This is a genomic window from Gemmatimonadota bacterium (genome assembly GCA_009838645.1).
Classification (GTDB): domain Bacteria; phylum JAAXHH01; class JAAXHH01; order JAAXHH01; family JAAXHH01; genus JAAXHH01.
In genome coordinates this window covers 1-16,590 of the sequence record VXRC01000035.1, presented here as the reverse complement: position 1 = coordinate 16,590, position 16,590 = coordinate 1, and the positions used below count along the sequence as shown (strand labels likewise).

10 protein-coding genes are annotated in these 16,590 nt (G+C 64.1%); 3 read left to right on the top strand and 7 right to left on the bottom strand.

Going from position 1 to position 16,590, the window contains the following annotated elements:
- Window positions 1–68 precede the first annotated feature (68 nt).
- The 5 genes from msrA to F4Y38_09885 form a co-directional block, all read right to left on the bottom strand.
- Window positions 69–653: a peptide-methionine (S)-S-oxide reductase MsrA gene (gene msrA, locus F4Y38_09905; GenBank protein MXY49589.1), complete on the bottom strand. Its 585-nt coding sequence runs from the start codon at window positions 651–653 to the stop codon at window positions 69–71.
- Window positions 654–820: 167 nt separating this feature from the next.
- Window positions 821–4,411: an AAA family ATPase gene (locus F4Y38_09900; protein ID MXY49588.1), complete on the bottom strand. Its 3,591-nt coding sequence runs from the start codon at window positions 4,409–4,411 to the stop codon at window positions 821–823.
- Between the two features lie 167 nt (window positions 4,412–4,578).
- Entirely contained in the window at window positions 4,579–7,860 is a 3,282-nt protein-coding gene (locus F4Y38_09895; protein ID MXY49587.1) for an efflux RND transporter permease subunit, read from the bottom strand.
- A complete protein-coding gene (locus F4Y38_09890; GenBank protein MXY49586.1) occupies window positions 7,857–9,065 on the bottom strand; it encodes an efflux RND transporter periplasmic adaptor subunit in 1,209 nt (402 codons plus the stop codon). The genes F4Y38_09895 and F4Y38_09890 overlap by 4 nt, the downstream gene beginning before the upstream one ends.
- A gap of 3 nt (window positions 9,066–9,068) precedes the next feature.
- Window positions 9,069–10,613 (bottom strand): TolC family protein, encoded by a 1,545-nt coding sequence (locus F4Y38_09885; GenBank protein MXY49585.1) that lies wholly within the window; start codon window positions 10,611–10,613, stop codon window positions 9,069–9,071.
- Between the two features lie 141 nt (window positions 10,614–10,754).
- On the opposite strand from F4Y38_09885, the gene cysC reads away from it, so the two are divergent.
- The 3 genes from cysC (at window position 10,755) to cysN (ending at window position 14,326) form a co-directional block, all read left to right on the top strand.
- A complete protein-coding gene (gene cysC / locus F4Y38_09880; protein ID MXY49584.1) occupies window positions 10,755–11,372 on the top strand; it encodes an adenylyl-sulfate kinase in 618 nt (205 codons plus the stop codon).
- An 8-nt stretch (window positions 11,373–11,380) separates the two neighbouring features.
- A complete protein-coding gene (cysD, locus tag F4Y38_09875; GenBank protein MXY49583.1) occupies window positions 11,381–12,286 on the top strand; it encodes a sulfate adenylyltransferase subunit CysD in 906 nt (301 codons plus the stop codon).
- A gap of 117 nt (window positions 12,287–12,403) precedes the next feature.
- On the top strand, window positions 12,404–14,326 hold the full coding sequence (cysN, locus tag F4Y38_09870; GenBank protein MXY49582.1) for a sulfate adenylyltransferase subunit CysN: 1,923 nt from the start codon (window positions 12,404–12,406) through the stop codon (window positions 14,324–14,326).
- Here cysN and F4Y38_09865 read toward each other — a convergent pair.
- Both F4Y38_09865 and F4Y38_09860 read right to left on the bottom strand, forming a co-directional pair.
- A complete protein-coding gene (locus F4Y38_09865) occupies window positions 14,304–15,722 on the bottom strand; it encodes a ferrous iron transporter B (protein MXY49581.1) in 1,419 nt (472 codons plus the stop codon). The two genes, cysN and F4Y38_09865, sit on opposite strands and share 23 nt — an antisense overlap.
- A gap of 4 nt (window positions 15,723–15,726) precedes the next feature.
- Window positions 15,727–16,458 (bottom strand): iron transporter FeoB, encoded by a 732-nt coding sequence (locus F4Y38_09860; protein ID MXY49580.1) that lies wholly within the window; start codon window positions 16,456–16,458, stop codon window positions 15,727–15,729.
- Window positions 16,459–16,590 lie beyond the last annotated feature (132 nt).

The window sequence follows — 16,590 nt, the reverse complement described above, 5'->3', positions numbered from 1 at the left end:
TTATCGGTGCGTATGTCCGGTCGCCGGGTGCGTATGTCCGGTCGCCGGGTCCGTCGCGGATGATCCCGTCAGTCGCCCCACAGTTCCTCAAGGCGGCGGTCACGGCCGCAGTTGTACCGGTAAAACTTGTACCGCAACGGGTTCTTGATGTAGTAATCCTGATGGTATTCTTCGGCCCGGTAAAACGTCGACGCCGGGGTGACCTCGGTCACCACGCGGTCGAACCGGCCGGAATCGATGATCTTCTGCCTGGATGCCTCGGCCAGCGCTTTCTGTTCGGCGTCGTGATAGAAGATCCCGGCACGGTACTGGTCGCCCCTGTCACAGAACTGACGGTCGTCCACCGTGGGATCGATGTTCACCCAGAAGACGTCCAGCAGTTCCTGGTAGGTAATCTTCGACGGGTCGTAACGGACCTCCATGGCTTCGGTGTGTCCCGTACGGCCGGTGGTTACCTGCCCGTAAGTGGGATTTGGCGTTGTTCCGCCGATATAACCCGCGATGGTCGAAATGACGCCATCCAATTCGTCGTAGGGCGGCTCCATGCACCAGAAACAGCCCCCGGCAAAGGTCGCCAGCGCGATTTCGCCGGACCGCATGGTCTGCCCTGTCTGCCTGGCCTGTCCGGCCTCGCCGGTCTGTCCGGCCTTCATGGTCTCCCCTGACCGCGCCGCGGGTTCGCCGCCGGACCGGGCCACGGTATACATGGTAAAGGCGAACAGTGCCGTGATGATCGCGATCGGCACGATGCGCTTCGCATTGAACATGGGGATCTCCTTTCACAATAAACGGACCCTTCCGGGTTGCGCGGAGGACCGTTCTAGCCGAACAGGCTCAACTGGTTGGTCGGTTTGGATTTAGCCTTTTTCCGCCGCCGGTCCGGTCTGTGCGGACCTTGCGGACGGTCGTACTGCTTCAACTGTTCTTCAATGTCGGTCAGGAAGGGTGACGGCCGGGTGGCACGCACCTCGCCGAACAGCATGCGCTTCCCGGACCGAACCAGGTAAAGGTGTTCTTTCGCACGGGTCATGGCCACGTAGAACAGGCGGCGCTCCTCGTCCACGTTCGACGCCTCGCCTCCGTGTTGCAGGGGCACCAAACCGTCTTCACACCCCACTACGAAGACGACCGGGAATTCGAGTCCCTTGGCCGCGTGCAGGGTCATGAGGTTCACATGCTCCGACGCTTCGCCGAAAGCGTCGTACTCCTGGCTGAGCAGCAGCTTGTCGAGCATGACCGGCAATTCCGTTTCGATTCGTGCGTACCGGGCGAGCTCGCGCAGGCTGTCATCCGCCCTGGGATAACGCCACTTCAGCTTGTCCCAGATGGAAGAGCGCGCCAGGTTCTCCAATATGTGGCCCGCCGTCCGCTTCTCCAGGTCGGTATTGATCGTCTTCAGGTCACTCAACAGGGCTTCCACGCCGTTCCTGGATCGCTTCATGAGCAGGCGGGGATGATCCATCAGTTCTCTCACGTGGTCGATCGTGATCTGGTTGCGCTTTTTCCAGAGTTCCTCGATGAGTTCCACGGTCCGGTCCCCCAGCCCGTCGATCGTCGAAGACAGGCACCGCAGCGCCGAGCCGGTGGTGACGGTCCGTCCGTCGCCCAGTTGAAGCAGGGTAACGATCTCCTGCACGCCCGGCCTGTTGATAAGGGACGTATCCCCCGCTACGCGGTACGGTATTCCGCTGCGTTCAAAGGCTTCCACCAGGGCGGTATGCTGACTGTTCACGCGGTACAGTACGGCGATGTCGCCGAAGGATCGCTCCTCGCCCGGGTCCGCCCCGTGTTCCAGCCGCCCCGAGTCCTGGGAGAAATGGCTGGTGCCGCCCACCATCCGTTCGATCTGGTGCACGACGTATTCGGCTTCAGCCCGGTCCGAACGGGTCTCCCGGATGACCAGGCGTCCCTGGACATAGAGCGCGGCGACCGGCGGCGGCGCCGTGGAAGCGCCGGAAGCCCGCATGACCTGGGACGAGGCATCGAGCAAGTTAGCCGCGGATCGGTAGTTCTCGCTGAGGTACCGAACCTCAGCTCCTGGGAAATCTTCCTCGAAGGAGTGGAAGTAGCGGGTGTCCGCTCCGCGAAAACCATAGATCGCCTGGTTGGGATCGCCGATGGCGGTCATCCGCGCGCCGCCTTCCACCAGGATCTTCAGCAGGTCGTGCTGGGCCGGGTTGATGTCCTGGTACTCGTCCACGAGAACGTAGTGGAACCGCTCGTGCACATTCTGCCTGAACCGCTCGTCCGACCTCAGGAGCTTGGTGGTTTCCAGAATGACGTCGTCGAAATCAAGGAGCCCATGCCGGCGCAGAAGCCGGGTGTACGCCGACACCGCTTCCGGGATTTCACCGCTTCGGCCCGACGCCTTCCATCGGGCGACCTCCTCCAGCCGCCTTCTCAGCTGCACGGCGTTGTCCAGCGGCCACTGCGCGCGGGCCAGCCGCTCCTGGTCGTCGGGCGTCGCCACGCTCAGGCTGAAGGGGATGCTCGCATGGCGGGACCACTGGCGCATCAGGGCCAGACAGATCCCGTGGAAAGTGCCGACCATGGCGGCCGTGCCGGTCTGTCCGTCGAGCAGAGCGCCCAGTCGCGCCTTCAGCTCTCCGGCGGCCTTGTTGGTGAAGGTCACGGCCAGCATGCGGCCGGGCGTGGTTTCGTGACGCGCCAGGTACGCCATGCGGTGGGTCAGTGTGTGGGTCTTTCCGGTGCCGGGCCCCGCCACGATGAGCAGGTGTCCCTCGCGGTGCGTTACGGCCTTCTGCTGATCTTCATTGAGTGGACCGCTCATCGATGTCGCGTCTTCCGGAGCGTCAAGCGCCTCCAGGACGGCCACGGAAGGGCCCGCTCCGTCCGGGCCGGTCTCCGCCGGGTCCGCCTCCACCGGACTTGCCGCGTCAGGATTCGTTTCCACCGGGCCCACTCCGTCCGGGCCGGTTTCCGCCGGGTCCGCAGACGCCGTAGTCTTCGGAACGGTCGGCGCCGGAACCTCGACTTCGGCCTTCCCGTTAGTGCTAACCGGGGACGTTTCGGCCACCACCGGCGTATCTTCTTCCTCCATCTCCGGCGTATCGTCCGGCACGGGATCCGCTCGAACCCGCTTCTTCTCCTTCACGGGAAGATCTTCCAGCAGGGCAATCTGCGTGTCGGCTCCAAGCCGGTCCTCCGGGTTGAACAACTTGATCACCCCGTAGTCACCGTCATACCCCGGAAGGATATCCACCTCTCCGATGCGCATGCGGCGAATGCCCTCGGCGATCAGGGTACCGCCGACCTGTGCGATGTCGTCTTCCGGTATGTCCAGGAGGATGTCGAGTTCGCTGCCGAGTCGCGAGACTATTGCCTGGTATACCGTATCCACCGTCTTGGTAGCGGGTCCGACCTGTTTCGCCTCGCCGATGATCTCGGGCAGGGGTATCACGCTGAAGAAGTGGCGCGCGCGGGGGGGCTTCTTCCCCTCCTCACGGTCCGCAAGCGCTTCCACGCGGGCCATAACCCCCACGGTCACGGGCTTGCCGCAATCCGGACACAGGCCCTTCCCGTCGATCGTTTCCCTCGGGTGCATCCTTCTCTCGCACTTCCTGTGCCCGTCATAGTGGTACTTGCCCTCTTCGGGATAGAACTCCACCGTCCCGGTCAGTCCCTCGTCTTCAGGATCGGACAGGGCGCTGTAGATCGCGGGATAGTCGCAGGACGTATCGAACAGGGTGGTTTCCCGGCCCAGCTTTCCGGGCGAATGGGCGTCGGAGTTCGATACGAGCACGTAGGGGTCGAGCTGCTCCAGCCGCCAGTTCATGAGCGGATCGGACGACAGGCCGGTCTCGACGGCGAAGATGTGCTCCGTGAGGTCGCCGTAACAGTCCGATATCCGGTCGAATCCTCCCCTTGATCCCAGGGCCGAGAACCATGGCGTCCAGACGTGGGCGGGGATGAGGCAGGCCATCGGGTCGGTCTCGAGGGTGATCTCCAGCAGGTCCCGGGAGTCCAGTCCCAGGATGGGACGTCCGTCCGATCGGATATTGCCGATGGCGCCGAGGCGGGCCTGCAGGGACTTGGCGGCCTCGAATCCAGGCGCCAGGATGATGTTATGCACCTTCCGCACGCGGCCGAGCCGCTTGTAGATGTTCGATATCTCGACCGTCAGCATGAAACGAACCGGCGCCCGGCAGGCGGCCGGCACCTGGCCGTCCATCGTCCTCTCGAACTCGGGCTTCAGCCGGAACAGGCCCTCCTCGGCCGGTTGCAGTTTCTCCTCCAGCTCATCCATCCAGCCCGGGTGAACGAAATCCCCGGTGCCCACCACGCGGATGCCCTTCAGCTGGGCCCACTTGTACAGGTGCTCCAGGTTCAGGTTCTTGCTGGTCGCTCTCGAGTAATGGGAGTGGAGATGCAGATCAGCGTGGAAGGGCAAGGCGTTCCCCTGTTCGTTGACCCGTCACGGATTCCATGCGCCGCAAGTGCCCGGTTCCGGGTCCTTCCGGCGTTGCCGCACCTGTTTGAAAGATGGGGAAATGCGCGGGTACGGGCAAGGAGTTTGTATGTTCCGGACGAGTCGGCCCGGGCGATGAGGGCGGGCGGTCAGGAAGCCGGCGATTCGGCCGTTTCGCCCGACTTCAGGACCTGTCCGCTCAACCGGTTCCGGACGCTGGACAGGACGGCGAGCCCGTCTTCGAGGATGTAGTAGCAGATGGGCACCAGGATCAGCGTGATGGCGGTTGCGAACAGCACGCCGAATCCGAGGGATATGGCCATGGGGATGAGGAACTGTGCCTGGAGGCTCCTCTCCATCAGGATCGGAATCAGCCCGGCGAAGGTCGTGATCGAGGTCAGCAGCACGGGCCGGAACCGGGCGACCCCCGCACTGCGGATGATCTCGTGCAGGTCCGCGTCGGGCCCCGCGCGTTCTCGCCCGCGGTTGATGAAGTCCACCAGCACCAGGCTGTTGTTCACTACGACGCCGGACAGCGCGACGATGCCGAAGAGGGAGAGCAGCGAAATCGCGAATCCCATGATCAGATGGCCCAAGACCGCCCCCACGATGCCGAAGGGGATGACGCTCATGATGATCATGGGCTGGACGTAGGACTTGAAGGGGATGGCCAGCAGTCCGTAGATCACGAGCAGGGCGACCAGGAATCCGAAGCTCAGGCTTTCGATGGACTCCTGCTGGTTGCGCTGTTGTCCCTCCAGGGTGTAGGTCAGGCCTGGGTACCTGGCCATCAGGGACGGCAAGTACGACGACGTGAGGTCGCTGAGAATGTCATTGGAACTGGCGACGGCGTCGTTCACGTCGGCGGTGACGGTGATGACGCGCTTACGGTCCGTCCGCCGTATGCTGGAATAGCCCCTTCCCATCTCCGCGCGCGCCGCGAGCGAGAAGGGCACTTCGATGCCGGTCGGCGTCCGAACGCGCATGTTTTCCATGTCGCCCAGGGACCGCCTTTCCGATTCGGGATAACGCACCATCACGCGGACGTCGTCACGGCCCCGCTGGATCCGCTGGGCTTCTTCACCGAAGAAGGCTTGCCGGACCTGCCGGGACAGCCCCGCCATGGTGATGCCGAGGGCCTCTCCTTCGGGCGTTACGTTCAGCCTGATCTCCTGCTTACCCGGCCTGAAATCGTCCGCCACGTCCATGACGCCGTCGTAATTCGCCACCGTGCCTTTCAACTCGGCGGTCGCCTGCAGCAGCGCTTCGGGATCGGGACTGGACAGTTCGATGTTGATCGCCTCGCCCGCATTGAACAGGGAGGAGGTGAACGAGAGTTCCACCACATCGGGAATCGGACCGATGAGCTCCCGCCAGCGGTTCACGATTTCCTCGCCGCTGATGTTCCGGGTTTCCGACGGGGACAGGCCCAGTACAACCTCACCGATGTGGGAGGACCTGGCGGACCCGACTATGCCCCCCGCGTTCTGCTGCGCCCGGGCGGCGTTCGGTTGTTCGCCGATGGCCGCCATGATGTTCCGTATGACCTCGGTATCGCTCCCGGGGTCGTCACGGGCGATTTCGTCGCCGACCTGTCTCTGCAGCAGTACGGCGCTTTCCTCGATCAGCCCGATATACCGGTCGGTGACCTCGGCGGGCGTACCCTCGGCCAGGGTAAGGTGCGCCGAGACGAATTCGTTCTCCACGGTCGGAAAAAACACGAAACGTAGGATGCCGCCGGCCACGAGCCCGGTGGTGAGGATGATCGCGCCGACGCCAATGGACAGGGTGAGGTACCGCCAGGAGAGGGCCTTCTTCAACAGGGGAACGTAGACGCCGTCCACGAATCGCCGGAGATGCCGGGCAACGTTGTCCTGCAGTTCGTACAGCCACTTGTCGGCGTAGAAGAGTACGAGGTAGAAAGGCCTGACCAGCAGGAACGTACGGGGCAGCGGACTTTCCTTCTTCTTCGGTTGACCGTGGCGCAGGTGAGTGGGCAGTATGAGCAGGGACTCGATCAGGGAGAAAAGCAGCATGAGGATGATCACGATGGGGAAAATCTCGAAGAATTTCCCCATGAGCCCGTCCACGAAGAACATGGGCATAAAGGCGACGATGGTCGTCAGGACCGCGAAGGTAATGGGCTTGGCGATCTCCTGTACGCCCATCCGCGCGGCCGTCGCGGGCTCCACCCCCTTTTCCTGGTGCGCGTAGATGTTCTCCCCGGCGATGATGGCGTCGTCCACCACGATGCCGAGCACCATGATGAAGGCGAAAAGCGAGAGCATGTTGATGGAAGCGCCCACCAGCGGCATCATCCAGAAAGTGCCGAGAAAGCAGATGACGATACCCAGGGCGACCCAGAACGCCAGCCGGATGCGCAGGAACAGGGCCAGGCAGAGGAATACGAGCAGGAAACCCAGTTGGCCGTTTCTGATCATCAGGTCGAGCCGGCTTTCGAGGAGCCGGGACTGGTCCTGCCAGGTGATCAACTCGACGCCGTCCGGCAGTTCCGCCTGCCTGGCGGCCACGTACCGATGCACGGCGCCGGAGACGTCGAGGATGTTCTCGTTGCCCACGCGGAAGACCTTCACCAGGGCGGCCGGTTTTCCGTCGAACCGGGAGAAGACGTCCGTTTCCGCGAATCCGTCGACGACCCGGGCCACGTGGCTGAGGAGAAGCCGCGTGCCGTCGGAGCGGGACCGCAGCACGATCCGGTCGAATTCGGCTCCGACCAGGGCCTGTCCCTTCGATCGGAGCAGGATCTCGCCGCCGGGGGTCTTCACCGATCCGCCGGGCAGGTCGAGCGAGGAATTCCGCACGGCGCCGACGACCTCGGAGAACGTCAGGCCGTAGCGGCGGAGCGCGGCTTCAGAAACCTCGATCGATATCTCGTACGGACGGACGCTCGCCAGGTTTACATGGCTGATCTCCGGCTGGGCCAGCAGGTCTTCCCGGATCTCTTCGGCCAGGCGCTTCATGGACGGTTCGTCCAGCCGCCCGGCCACGGCGACGTCGATGACCTGGCGCCGGAAGATGATCTCCTGGATCACCGGTTTCTCCGTTTCCTCCGGGAAGGTGTCGATGGCGTCCACGCGGGACTTCAGATCATGGAGCAGCGTGCGGGCGTCGGCGTCGGGATCCACCTCGACCTGGATCCTGCCGACCCCCTCCGAAGCGGTGGAACTGAGTTTCTTGATGCCGTCCAGGTCCTGAATGGCTTCTTCCACCCGGACGCATACCGCTTCTTCCACTTCGGCCGGCGCCGCGCCCAGGTAGGGGACCGTGATGATGACGATGTCGGTCTCGAACTCGGGGAAGATCTCGACCTTCAGCCGGGATATCATCAGCAGTCCACCCACGATGATCGTCATCATGAGCAGGTTGGCCGCCACGTTGTTCCGTGCGAACCAGGCCAGTACGTAGTTCATCTGCCCGTGCCTTCCTCATCCTGTACGACGGCTCCGGACGAACTCGATTCGAGTACCCGCACTTCCATGCCGTCCACCTGGGTTTCCAGAGCGGACAGGCAGACGCGTTCGCCGGCCTCGATCCCGCTTTGGATGTAAACCTGGTCGGACGCTATCCTGAGGATCTCGACGCGCCGAAACCGAAGCCGGTTTTCGTCATCGATGACGGCGATCCGGTTCTCGCCATGCATGGCCGTCCGGGGCAATACCGCCACATCGGGATAGCGCTTGCCCAGGATCTCGGCCTCGATGAACATGCCGATGCCCAGGGGCGGCCGGTCGGGATTCGCGCCCCGTCCGTAAGGATTCTGGATTCTGGCCACCGCGTAGACCATCCGGCTCATGGGGTCGATCTCGCCTTCCATGCGGACCACCGTGCCGTCCCACCGGTGCAGGCGGCCGGCGAATTCGGCGCTGATCACGACCGGGGGCCCCGCGGCGCGGGCCATCTCGCCGCGGAACTGCATGGGCGTGTCGAAGAATGCCAGTTCTTCATCGGGAATGGGCAGCCGTATCTCGGCGTAGTTGATGGCGTAGATGGTCGCCAACGCTTCGCCACGCCGGAGGAACTGGCCCACGTCCACATTCTTCTTCCTTACCCTGCCGGCGTACGGCGCGCGGATCTCCGTTCGTTCCAGGTTGAGCTTCGCCTGCTGAAGCGCCGCGACGGACGCTTCCAGGTTGGCCCGGGCCTGGGCCAGTTGAGGTTCTCTCAGGACAAGCGGCATGGGTGCGCCCGATCCCAGCCGGCGCCATTCGTCCTCGGCGAGGCGGGCTTCCTCTTGCTCGATCTGCAGCGCGGTGGCGAACCGGGCCGTATCCGCGGCGGCACGCGTGACCGCCAGTTCCGCGTCGCGCGGGTCGAGGCGCACCAGCAACTCGTCTCTTTCGAAGAACCCGCCGGGAACGAAAGAAGGAGATACGAAGACGATCTGACCGTCCGTCTCGGCCGAAAGCGCGCTCTCGGTCCTGGGCATCACCGCGCCCTGGGACCGTACCGTGAGCCGGACCGTGTCCAGCGTCGCGACGGCCGTGCGAACCAGCGGAGGCGGGACGTCCGGCATCCTGCTTTCCACCACGGGCCGGCTACGGACCAGGAAGACCATGATCAGCACCGATCCCGCGACAATGGCCAGCGGAAGGGATATTCTAAGCCACTTGTTCATCCTCTACTCCTGTAAATCACCTATATCTTTTATATCGGCGGTCTCCGTTGCCATTCGTTCGAATCCGCCGCCCAGCGCCAGGTAGAGGTCTACCCGGGCGTCCAGCCGTTGACGCCGCACGGCCAGGTACTGTCCCTCGGAATCGAAGGCCCGCCGCTGGGCGTCCAGCATGGTGATCACGTCGCTCAGTCCGCCGTGGTAACGCGATTCCGCCAGTTCACGGGCGGCCGCCGCCTGCGTCGTCGCTTCCAGGAGCGCGGCTTCGCGCCGCCGGAGAAGCCCGTCCGCCGCCAGGGCGGTTTCCACCTCCCCGTAGGCGCGCAGGGCCCGGTCCGCGAAGTTTGCCAGGACCTGGTCCCTGTTGGCCTCCGCCAGGTCCACGCCCGCACTGAGCCGTCCACCCTGGAACAGCGGTTGCAGCAGACTGGACACGAGGCTCCAGACGATAAAATCGCCATCGAGGAGGTCGGTCAGCGCGGCGGTGGACGTCCCGCCCGAACCGGTCAGGCGTATGGCCGGGTACCGCGCCTTCTTCGCTACGCCGATACGGGCGCCGGCCGCGGCGAGTTGCCGCTCGGCCAGCATCAGGTCCGGCCGGCGCGCGATGAGATCGGCGGGCAGTCCGGCCGGCACGGTCGAGGGTACGGGGGGTAGGTCTGAAGCGATGGCGAGTTCGGCCGAAGGATACCTCCCGAGCAGGATCTCGAGCTGCCGGACGACGCCGTCGAAGGCCTGCATCCGCTGGAGGACGACGGCCTCGGCCGCAGCCACGTTGGCCAGCGAAAGGCGGAGGTCGAGGGCGGGTCTGAGTCCGCGCGCGTACCGGTTCTCGATCCGTTCGTTCACCTCGCTGAAATTATCTCTCGTCGCCCGGGCCAGATCGAGTTGGCGGCGGGCTTCTATGGCGGCGAACCACGCCTTGGCGGTCTGACCGGCCACGGACGACCGGACGCCATAGAGGTCTGCCTGCGTACCCTGCAGATCCGCCAGCGCGGCCGCCTTGTCATCGCTCAGCCGGCCCCACAGGTCGATCTCCCAGTTGATATTCGTCGATACGCCGTAGTTCGTCGACGTCGTCTTCAGCACACCGCCGTTCCCGCCGGGGATCGGGAATCCGATGAAATTCCGGCGTGTCCTGGTACGGTTGAAATCCAGGCTGACCTGGGGCAGCAGGGGGGCGCCTACGATCCGTGCCTGGGCCCGCGCGGCCTGCATTCGGCCGGTGACCGACTTGAGTTCGAAATTGCGGGAGAGGGCTTCGTCGATGAGCCCGTCCAGCCGGGAGTCGCTGAAATCCGACCACCAGCGCTCATCGATGATACCGCCTTCCGACGGCGCGGCGGTCCACTGGAGGGGTACGGGGGTTTCCAGGGACGGATGCTGCGGCTTCGGCGCTGAGGCGCAACTCGATACCAGCGCCGCGGAGACGAATACAAACACGAGCATGGCCATGGCTGATCGCAAGAAAACCTCCTGCCGGGCGATGGCGGCGATCCCTGTCATGCGCCTAACCGGACGGACGTCGAACACAGAAGAAACTCGGAACATCCGCCGTTTCCGTCAAGGCATTTCATGGTTGGACAGCCCGCGAAATAAACCCTTGCGGCCCAATTCATATATATGTTGCAATTCGTTCGCGGCTGCATTATATGGTATGCGCCGTAGACGGAATGCACTGGGTGGCGACAGATGGGGGTAACCAGGTGGACCAGGCGACCCAGATTGATCGACGGCCCGCCGACCTGGCGGAGGCAACGCGGGAGACGAGGCGTGGGGGACAGACCGCGCGAAGCGAAGAAACCCTTTGTCCTGTGGTTCACCGGGTTGTCCGGATCGGGAAAGAGCACGATCGCGGACCGGATCCACCGACGCCTGCTTGAGGGCGGGATCAAGGCGGAACGGCTGGACGGAGATGAAATCCGGGCCGTTTTTCCCGGCACGGGGTTCGACAGACCCGGTCGCATGGCCCACATCGCCCGCGTCGGCTACCTGGCATCGGTCCTCGAGCGAAACGGCATCTGCACGATCGTGTCGCTCATTTCGCCTTACCGGGAAGCCCGGGAGGAAGTACGGCAGCGCTGCGTGCGTTTCATCGAAGTGCACCTGTCCACGCCCCTGGCAGTGTGCGAGTCCCGGGACGTAAAGGGACTGTACGCCAGGTCGAGGCGGGGCGAGATCAGCGGGTTTACCGGACTTGACGATCCCTACGAAGCACCGGAATCACCGGAATTGCGCATCGACACCTCGCGGCTGACGGCCGCGGAATCCGAGAAGATGGTCATGGACCACATCGCACCCTGTCTGTAGATCCTTTCATGCCTCGTTATTCCATCTCACACCTGATGCAGCTCGAAGCCGAGAGCATCCACGTCATGCGCGAGGTCGCCGCGGAATTCGAGCGGCCCGTCATGCTGTATTCGGTCGGCAAGGATTCCTCGGTCATGCTGCACCTCGCGCGCAAGGCCTTCTATCCGCAGAAACTGCCCTTCCCGCTCATGCACGTGGACACCGGGTACAAGTTCGAGGAGATGTACGACTTCCGAAGGCGCATGGCCGAGGAATACGAGGCGGACCTGATCGTCCACCGCAACGAGGAAGCCATCGCCGAAGGCGCCAATCCCTACGACCTGGGCACGCAAAGGTGCTGCGGACTGCTTAAGACGCAGGCCCTGCTCGACGGGCTCAGGGAAGGGCGCTTCGACGCCGCGCTGGGCGGCGCCCGGCGCGAGGAGGAGAAATCGCGGGCCAAGGAACGGTTCTTCTCCTTCCGGGACCGCTTCGGCCAGTGGGATCCGAAGAACCAGCGGCCCGAACTGTGGAACCTGTACAACTGCCGCATCGGCCAGGAGGAGTCCATCCGGGTCTTCCCCCTATCCAACTGGACCGAGCTGGACGTCTGGATGTACATCCACCGGGAGAACATCCCGGTCGTACCCCTTTATTTTGCCCGGGAGCGCGAGGTCGTGGTCCGGGGGGAGCAGCTGATCCCCGTGGAGGGGCAGGCCCGCGTGCTGCCCGGCGAGACCCCCCGCGCCATGATATGCCGGTTCCGCACGCTGGGTTGCTCGCCCTGCACCGGAGCCGTTAGATCCACCGCGACATCTGTCGAAGAGATCATCGAGGAAATGATGGTGGAGCGCATATCGGAACGTTCCACACGCATCATCGATCACGACCAGGAAGGGTCGATGGAGTTGAAGAAACGGGAGGGCTATTTCTGAAGCCGGATTGGCCACCGAAGCGGCGGTCCGGCCACCGAAGCGGCGGATCGGCCGCTGAGACGGCGGTTCGGCCGCTGAGACGGCGGTTCGGCTCTTCGACCGGCAGCGCAACTTGATATGACCGACATCCAGGCTTTTTTGACCCAGAACGAAGAAAAGGAACTGCTGCGCTTCAGTACGGCGGGCAGCGTGGACGACGGCAAGTCCACGCTGATCGGCAGGCTCCTGGCCGACTCGAAGAACATCTACGAGGACCACCTCGCCTCCCTCAGGAAGTTGTCCCGCAAGGACGAAGCGCCCGATCTGGCCCTGTTGCTGGACGGCCTCAAGGCCGAGCGGGAGCAGGGCATCACCATCGACGTGGCCTACCGCTATTTCTCGACGCCGAAGCGGAAGTTCATCATCGCCGACACCCCGGGCCACGAACAGTACACGCGGAACATGGCGACCGGCGCGTCCGGCGCCAACCTGGCGATCGTGCTCGTCGACGCGCGCAACGGCGTGCTGACGCAGACCCGCCGCCACGCCTTCATCACGTCCCTGCTCGGCATCCAGCACCTCGTCGTCGCCGTGAACAAGATGGACATGGTCGATTACAGCGAAGCGGTTTTCGACGACATCCGCCGTGTCTTCCTGGACTACGCCGCCAAGCTGAACGTGAGCGATATCCGGCTCGTCCCGGTAAGCGCCCTCCTCGGCGACAACGTGGTGGAGAAGAGCGGCCGCATGCCGTGGTACCACGGGCAGACCGTGCTGGATATCCTGGAGGACGTGCAGTTCCTGACCGACCGCAACCTGGTGGACCTGCGCTTCCCCGTGCAGTACGTCATCCGCCCTCATCAGAACGCGCGGTACTACGCGGGTTCGGTGCTGTCCGGCGTGGTCCGGCCCGGGGATGAAGTGCTGGTCCTGCCCGGGCAGAACCGGACGCGGGTGAAGTCCGTGTCCAGTTTCGACGGCGACCTCGATGAGGCCTATCCGCCCATGTCCGTTTCGCTGCAGCTGGAGGACGAGGTGGACATAAGCCGGGGCGACATGATCGTCCATCCGAAGAACCTGCCCCACGTGGACCGACGGTTCGAAGCCATGATGGTCTGGATGGGCGAGGTGCCCATGGAGCCGTCCCGTCACTACCTGATCAAGCAGACCACGCAGTCCGCACGCGTGAGCATCGATCACGTCGACTACCGGATCGACGTCGATACGCTGCACAAAGTCGATGTTTCACGTCTTACGCTGAACGATATCGGCCGCGTGGCCCTGACCTCGAACCGGCCCCTCTTCCACGACGCGTACCAGAACAACCGGCTGACCGGGAGTTTCATCCTGGTGGACTACCTGACCAACCATACCGTGGCTGCGGGCATGATCATCGACCGGCTGCCGGAAGACCGCGTGCCCATGGACGTGGACGCCGGTTCCAAGCCCCGGGCCTCCACGTCGAAGCGGTCCAGCCTGGTGGACCCGGACCGGCGGATTGCGCGTTATGGGCAGAAGCCCTGCACGATCTGGATCACGGGACTGGTGGGATCGGGCAAGTCGGCCGTCACTTTCGGACTCGAGGCGGCGCTGTACGAGGAGGGATACTCGGTGGTGGTGCTGGACAGTTCGGTCGTCCGCAGCGGGCTCAGCCGGGACCTGGGCTTCTCGGCGGCAGACCAGGCCGAGAACCTGCGGCGCGTGGCCGAGTGCGCCCGTGTGCTCAACGACGCAGGTCTCATCGTCGTCGCCTCCTTCATCTCGCCGAGCGAAGAAGGTCGCCGCCAGGTGGCCGAGCGGATCGGAGCCGACCGGTACGTAGAAGTCTTCGTCGACGCATCGCTGGACTGGTGCCGGAAGCACGATACCACGGGCTGTTACGTCAAATCGGACCGGGGTCTGCTGCGCAATCTCGCCGGCGTGGACTACCCCTACGAAAGGCCGCTTGACCCGGCGGTGAAGGTCGCGTCCGAGACCGACCCGGTGGACCGTTCCGTTTCACGCGTCGTAGCGGTGTTGAAGGAGAAAGGCTACCTGCTCACCATCCCGCCAGCCCCATGATCCAGTAGGCGGTCTGGGCGACGATGAAGAGCAGGAGGAAGGCGATGGCCAGGGGCATGAGGCCGCTCACCACGGTCCACTTCACGCTCCTGGTTTCCCGGTAGACCGTCCACATGGTGGTCGAACAGGGGTTGTGCAGCAGGGAGAAGAGCATCAGGCAGACGGCGGTGAGGAGCGTCCATCCCTGCTGGTTCACCAGGAGATGCTGCAGTTCCGCCATCGTGTCCAGTTCGATCATCATGCCCGCGCCGGTATAGGCCATGATGATGGTCGGGACCACGATTTCGTTGGCGGGTATGGCGATGATGTAGGCCAGCAGGATCACGCCGTCGAGACCGATGGCCCGTCCCACGGGTTCCAGCCACTGCGAGACCCAGACCGTCAGGCTCTGTCCCCCGGCGTGGATGTTGCTCAGCAGCCAGATCACGCCGCCCGCCGGCACGGCCATGACCACCGCCCGCCACAATACGAAGATCGTCCGGTCGATCAGCGAGGTGTAGAGCACGCGCAGGATGCTGGGACGCCGGTAGGGCGGGAGTTCCAGCGTGAAGCTGCTGGCTTCGCCCCTGAGGAAGGACCGGGACAGTACGGCCGACACCAGCAGGGTCGTCGCGGCGCCGATCAGGACGATGAGGACCAGGGAGCCCGCCGCGGCCATGGCCGCGAAGGCCGGCGGGAAGGCCGCCGCCACGAACAGGGTCGCGAGTATGATCAGCGTGGGCCACCGACCGTTGCAGGGCATGAAGTTGTTGGTGAGGATGGCGATCAGCCGCTCCCGGGGCGAATCGATGACACGGCAGGCCACGACCCCGGCCGCGTTGCAGCCCAGTCCCATGCTCATGGTGAGGGCCTGCTTGCCGTGGGCGCCCGCCTTTTTGAACAGGGCGTCGACGTTGAAGGCCACGCGGGGGAGGTATCCCAGGTCTTCCAGTATGGTGAATATGGGAAAGAAGATCGCCATGGGCGGCAGCATGACGGCGATCACCCAGGCCAGCCCCCGGTATACGCCGTGCCAGATGAACCCGGTGACCCACCAGGGCATGCCCAACCAATCGAAAAACTCGACGCCGCGCGCACCCAGCCAGAACAGTCCTTCGGCCAACATGGAGGAGGGCACGTTGGCGCCCGATATGGTGACCCAGAAGACGACACCCAGGAGCAGGGCCATGAACGGCAGGCCCCAGATCCTCGAGGTCACGATGCGGTCCAGCTTCTGGTCCCAGGGATAGGAGGCCGTTTCGTCGGTGCGGACCACCTTCCGGGTGATGGCCTCGGCATCCTGGTAGATGGCCTCGACGATTTCATCCCGGTACGATCCATCCAGGCCTCGTTGCAACTCCTCGACCCGTCCGAGAATGTCCTCGCCGGCCGTGGTTTTTGTCGAAGTCTCGCTCATGATTTCATTTCCCGTCCATTGCACCGGCCTGGATGCCCATCCGGCTGAATTCGCCCGTTTCCAGGGCCCGGCGCACCCGGTAGTCGCCGTCGAGCAGCCTGAAGGCGATCCAGCGGGGGTTCGGCAGGTCCGGATAGGATGCTTGAAGCATGCCCGTGATTGAATCCACCGTCCGGTCGAGTTCGTCGTTGCCCGTTATGCGCCGCGGCGCGTTCTTGATCTCGCCCTGGATCACGTCGGCGACCGTGCGCATCAAAAGGCCCAGTCCTTCCTTCTTCCGGGCCGACACGGGCACGACCGGCACGCCCAGTTCCCGGGAGAGCGAACGGTGATCCACCGAGATCCCCTTGCGCGCGGCCTCGTCCATCAGGTTCAGGCAGACCACCGCTCTTTCCGTGATCTCCAGCACCTGGAGCACGAGGTTGAGATTGCGCTCGAGCATGGTGGCGTCGACGACGATCAACGTACAGTCGGGGCGTCCGAAGAGGATGAAGTCCCGGGCGATCTCCTCGTCGATGGACGCCGACAGCAGGGAATACGTGCCGGGCAGGTCGATCATCTTGTACCTGCTGCCGTTGAACTCGAAGCCGCCTTCGGCCCGGTTCACCGTCTTCCCGGGCCAGTTCCCCGTATGCTGCTTCAGTCCGGTCAAGGCGTTGAAGACCGTGCTCTTTCCCACGTTCGGGTTCCCCGCCAGGGCGATGACATAGTCCCATCGGTCCAGTGTAACGCCCATCTGCACCAGGTTTTCCTGCAGCGCGCACGACGCGCAGTCGTGACCGGGCGGCGCGGTCGCTCCTGACGACCCAGGGGCTCCGGACGATCCGGGTGGTGAGGGTGGGGCGGGCGGCCCCGGGGGCGGTCTCTT

Coding starts and splice junctions, on each gene's coding strand:
- F4Y38_09895 (MXY49587.1), bottom strand. CDS start 7,860: ATGAACTACGTACTGGCCTGGTTCGCACGGAACAACGTGGCGGCCAAC.
- F4Y38_09885 (MXY49585.1), bottom strand. CDS start 10,613: ATGTTCCGAGTTTCTTCTGTGTTCGACGTCCGTCCGGTTAGGCGCATG.
- F4Y38_09865 (MXY49581.1), bottom strand. CDS start 15,722: ATGAGCGAGACTTCGACAAAAACCACGGCCGGCGAGGACATTCTCGGA.
- msrA (MXY49589.1), bottom strand. CDS start 653: ATGAAGGCCGGACAGACCGGCGAGGCCGGACAGGCCAGGCAGACAGGG.
- F4Y38_09890 (MXY49586.1), bottom strand. CDS start 9,065: ATGAACAAGTGGCTTAGAATATCCCTTCCGCTGGCCATTGTCGCGGGA.
- cysD (MXY49583.1), top strand. CDS start 11,381: ATGCCTCGTTATTCCATCTCACACCTGATGCAGCTCGAAGCCGAGAGC.
- F4Y38_09860 (MXY49580.1), bottom strand. CDS start 16,458: ATGGGCGTTACACTGGACCGATGGGACTATGTCATCGCCCTGGCGGGG.
- cysC (MXY49584.1), top strand. CDS start 10,755: ATGGGGGTAACCAGGTGGACCAGGCGACCCAGATTGATCGACGGCCCG.
- cysN (MXY49582.1), top strand. CDS start 12,404: ATGACCGACATCCAGGCTTTTTTGACCCAGAACGAAGAAAAGGAACTG.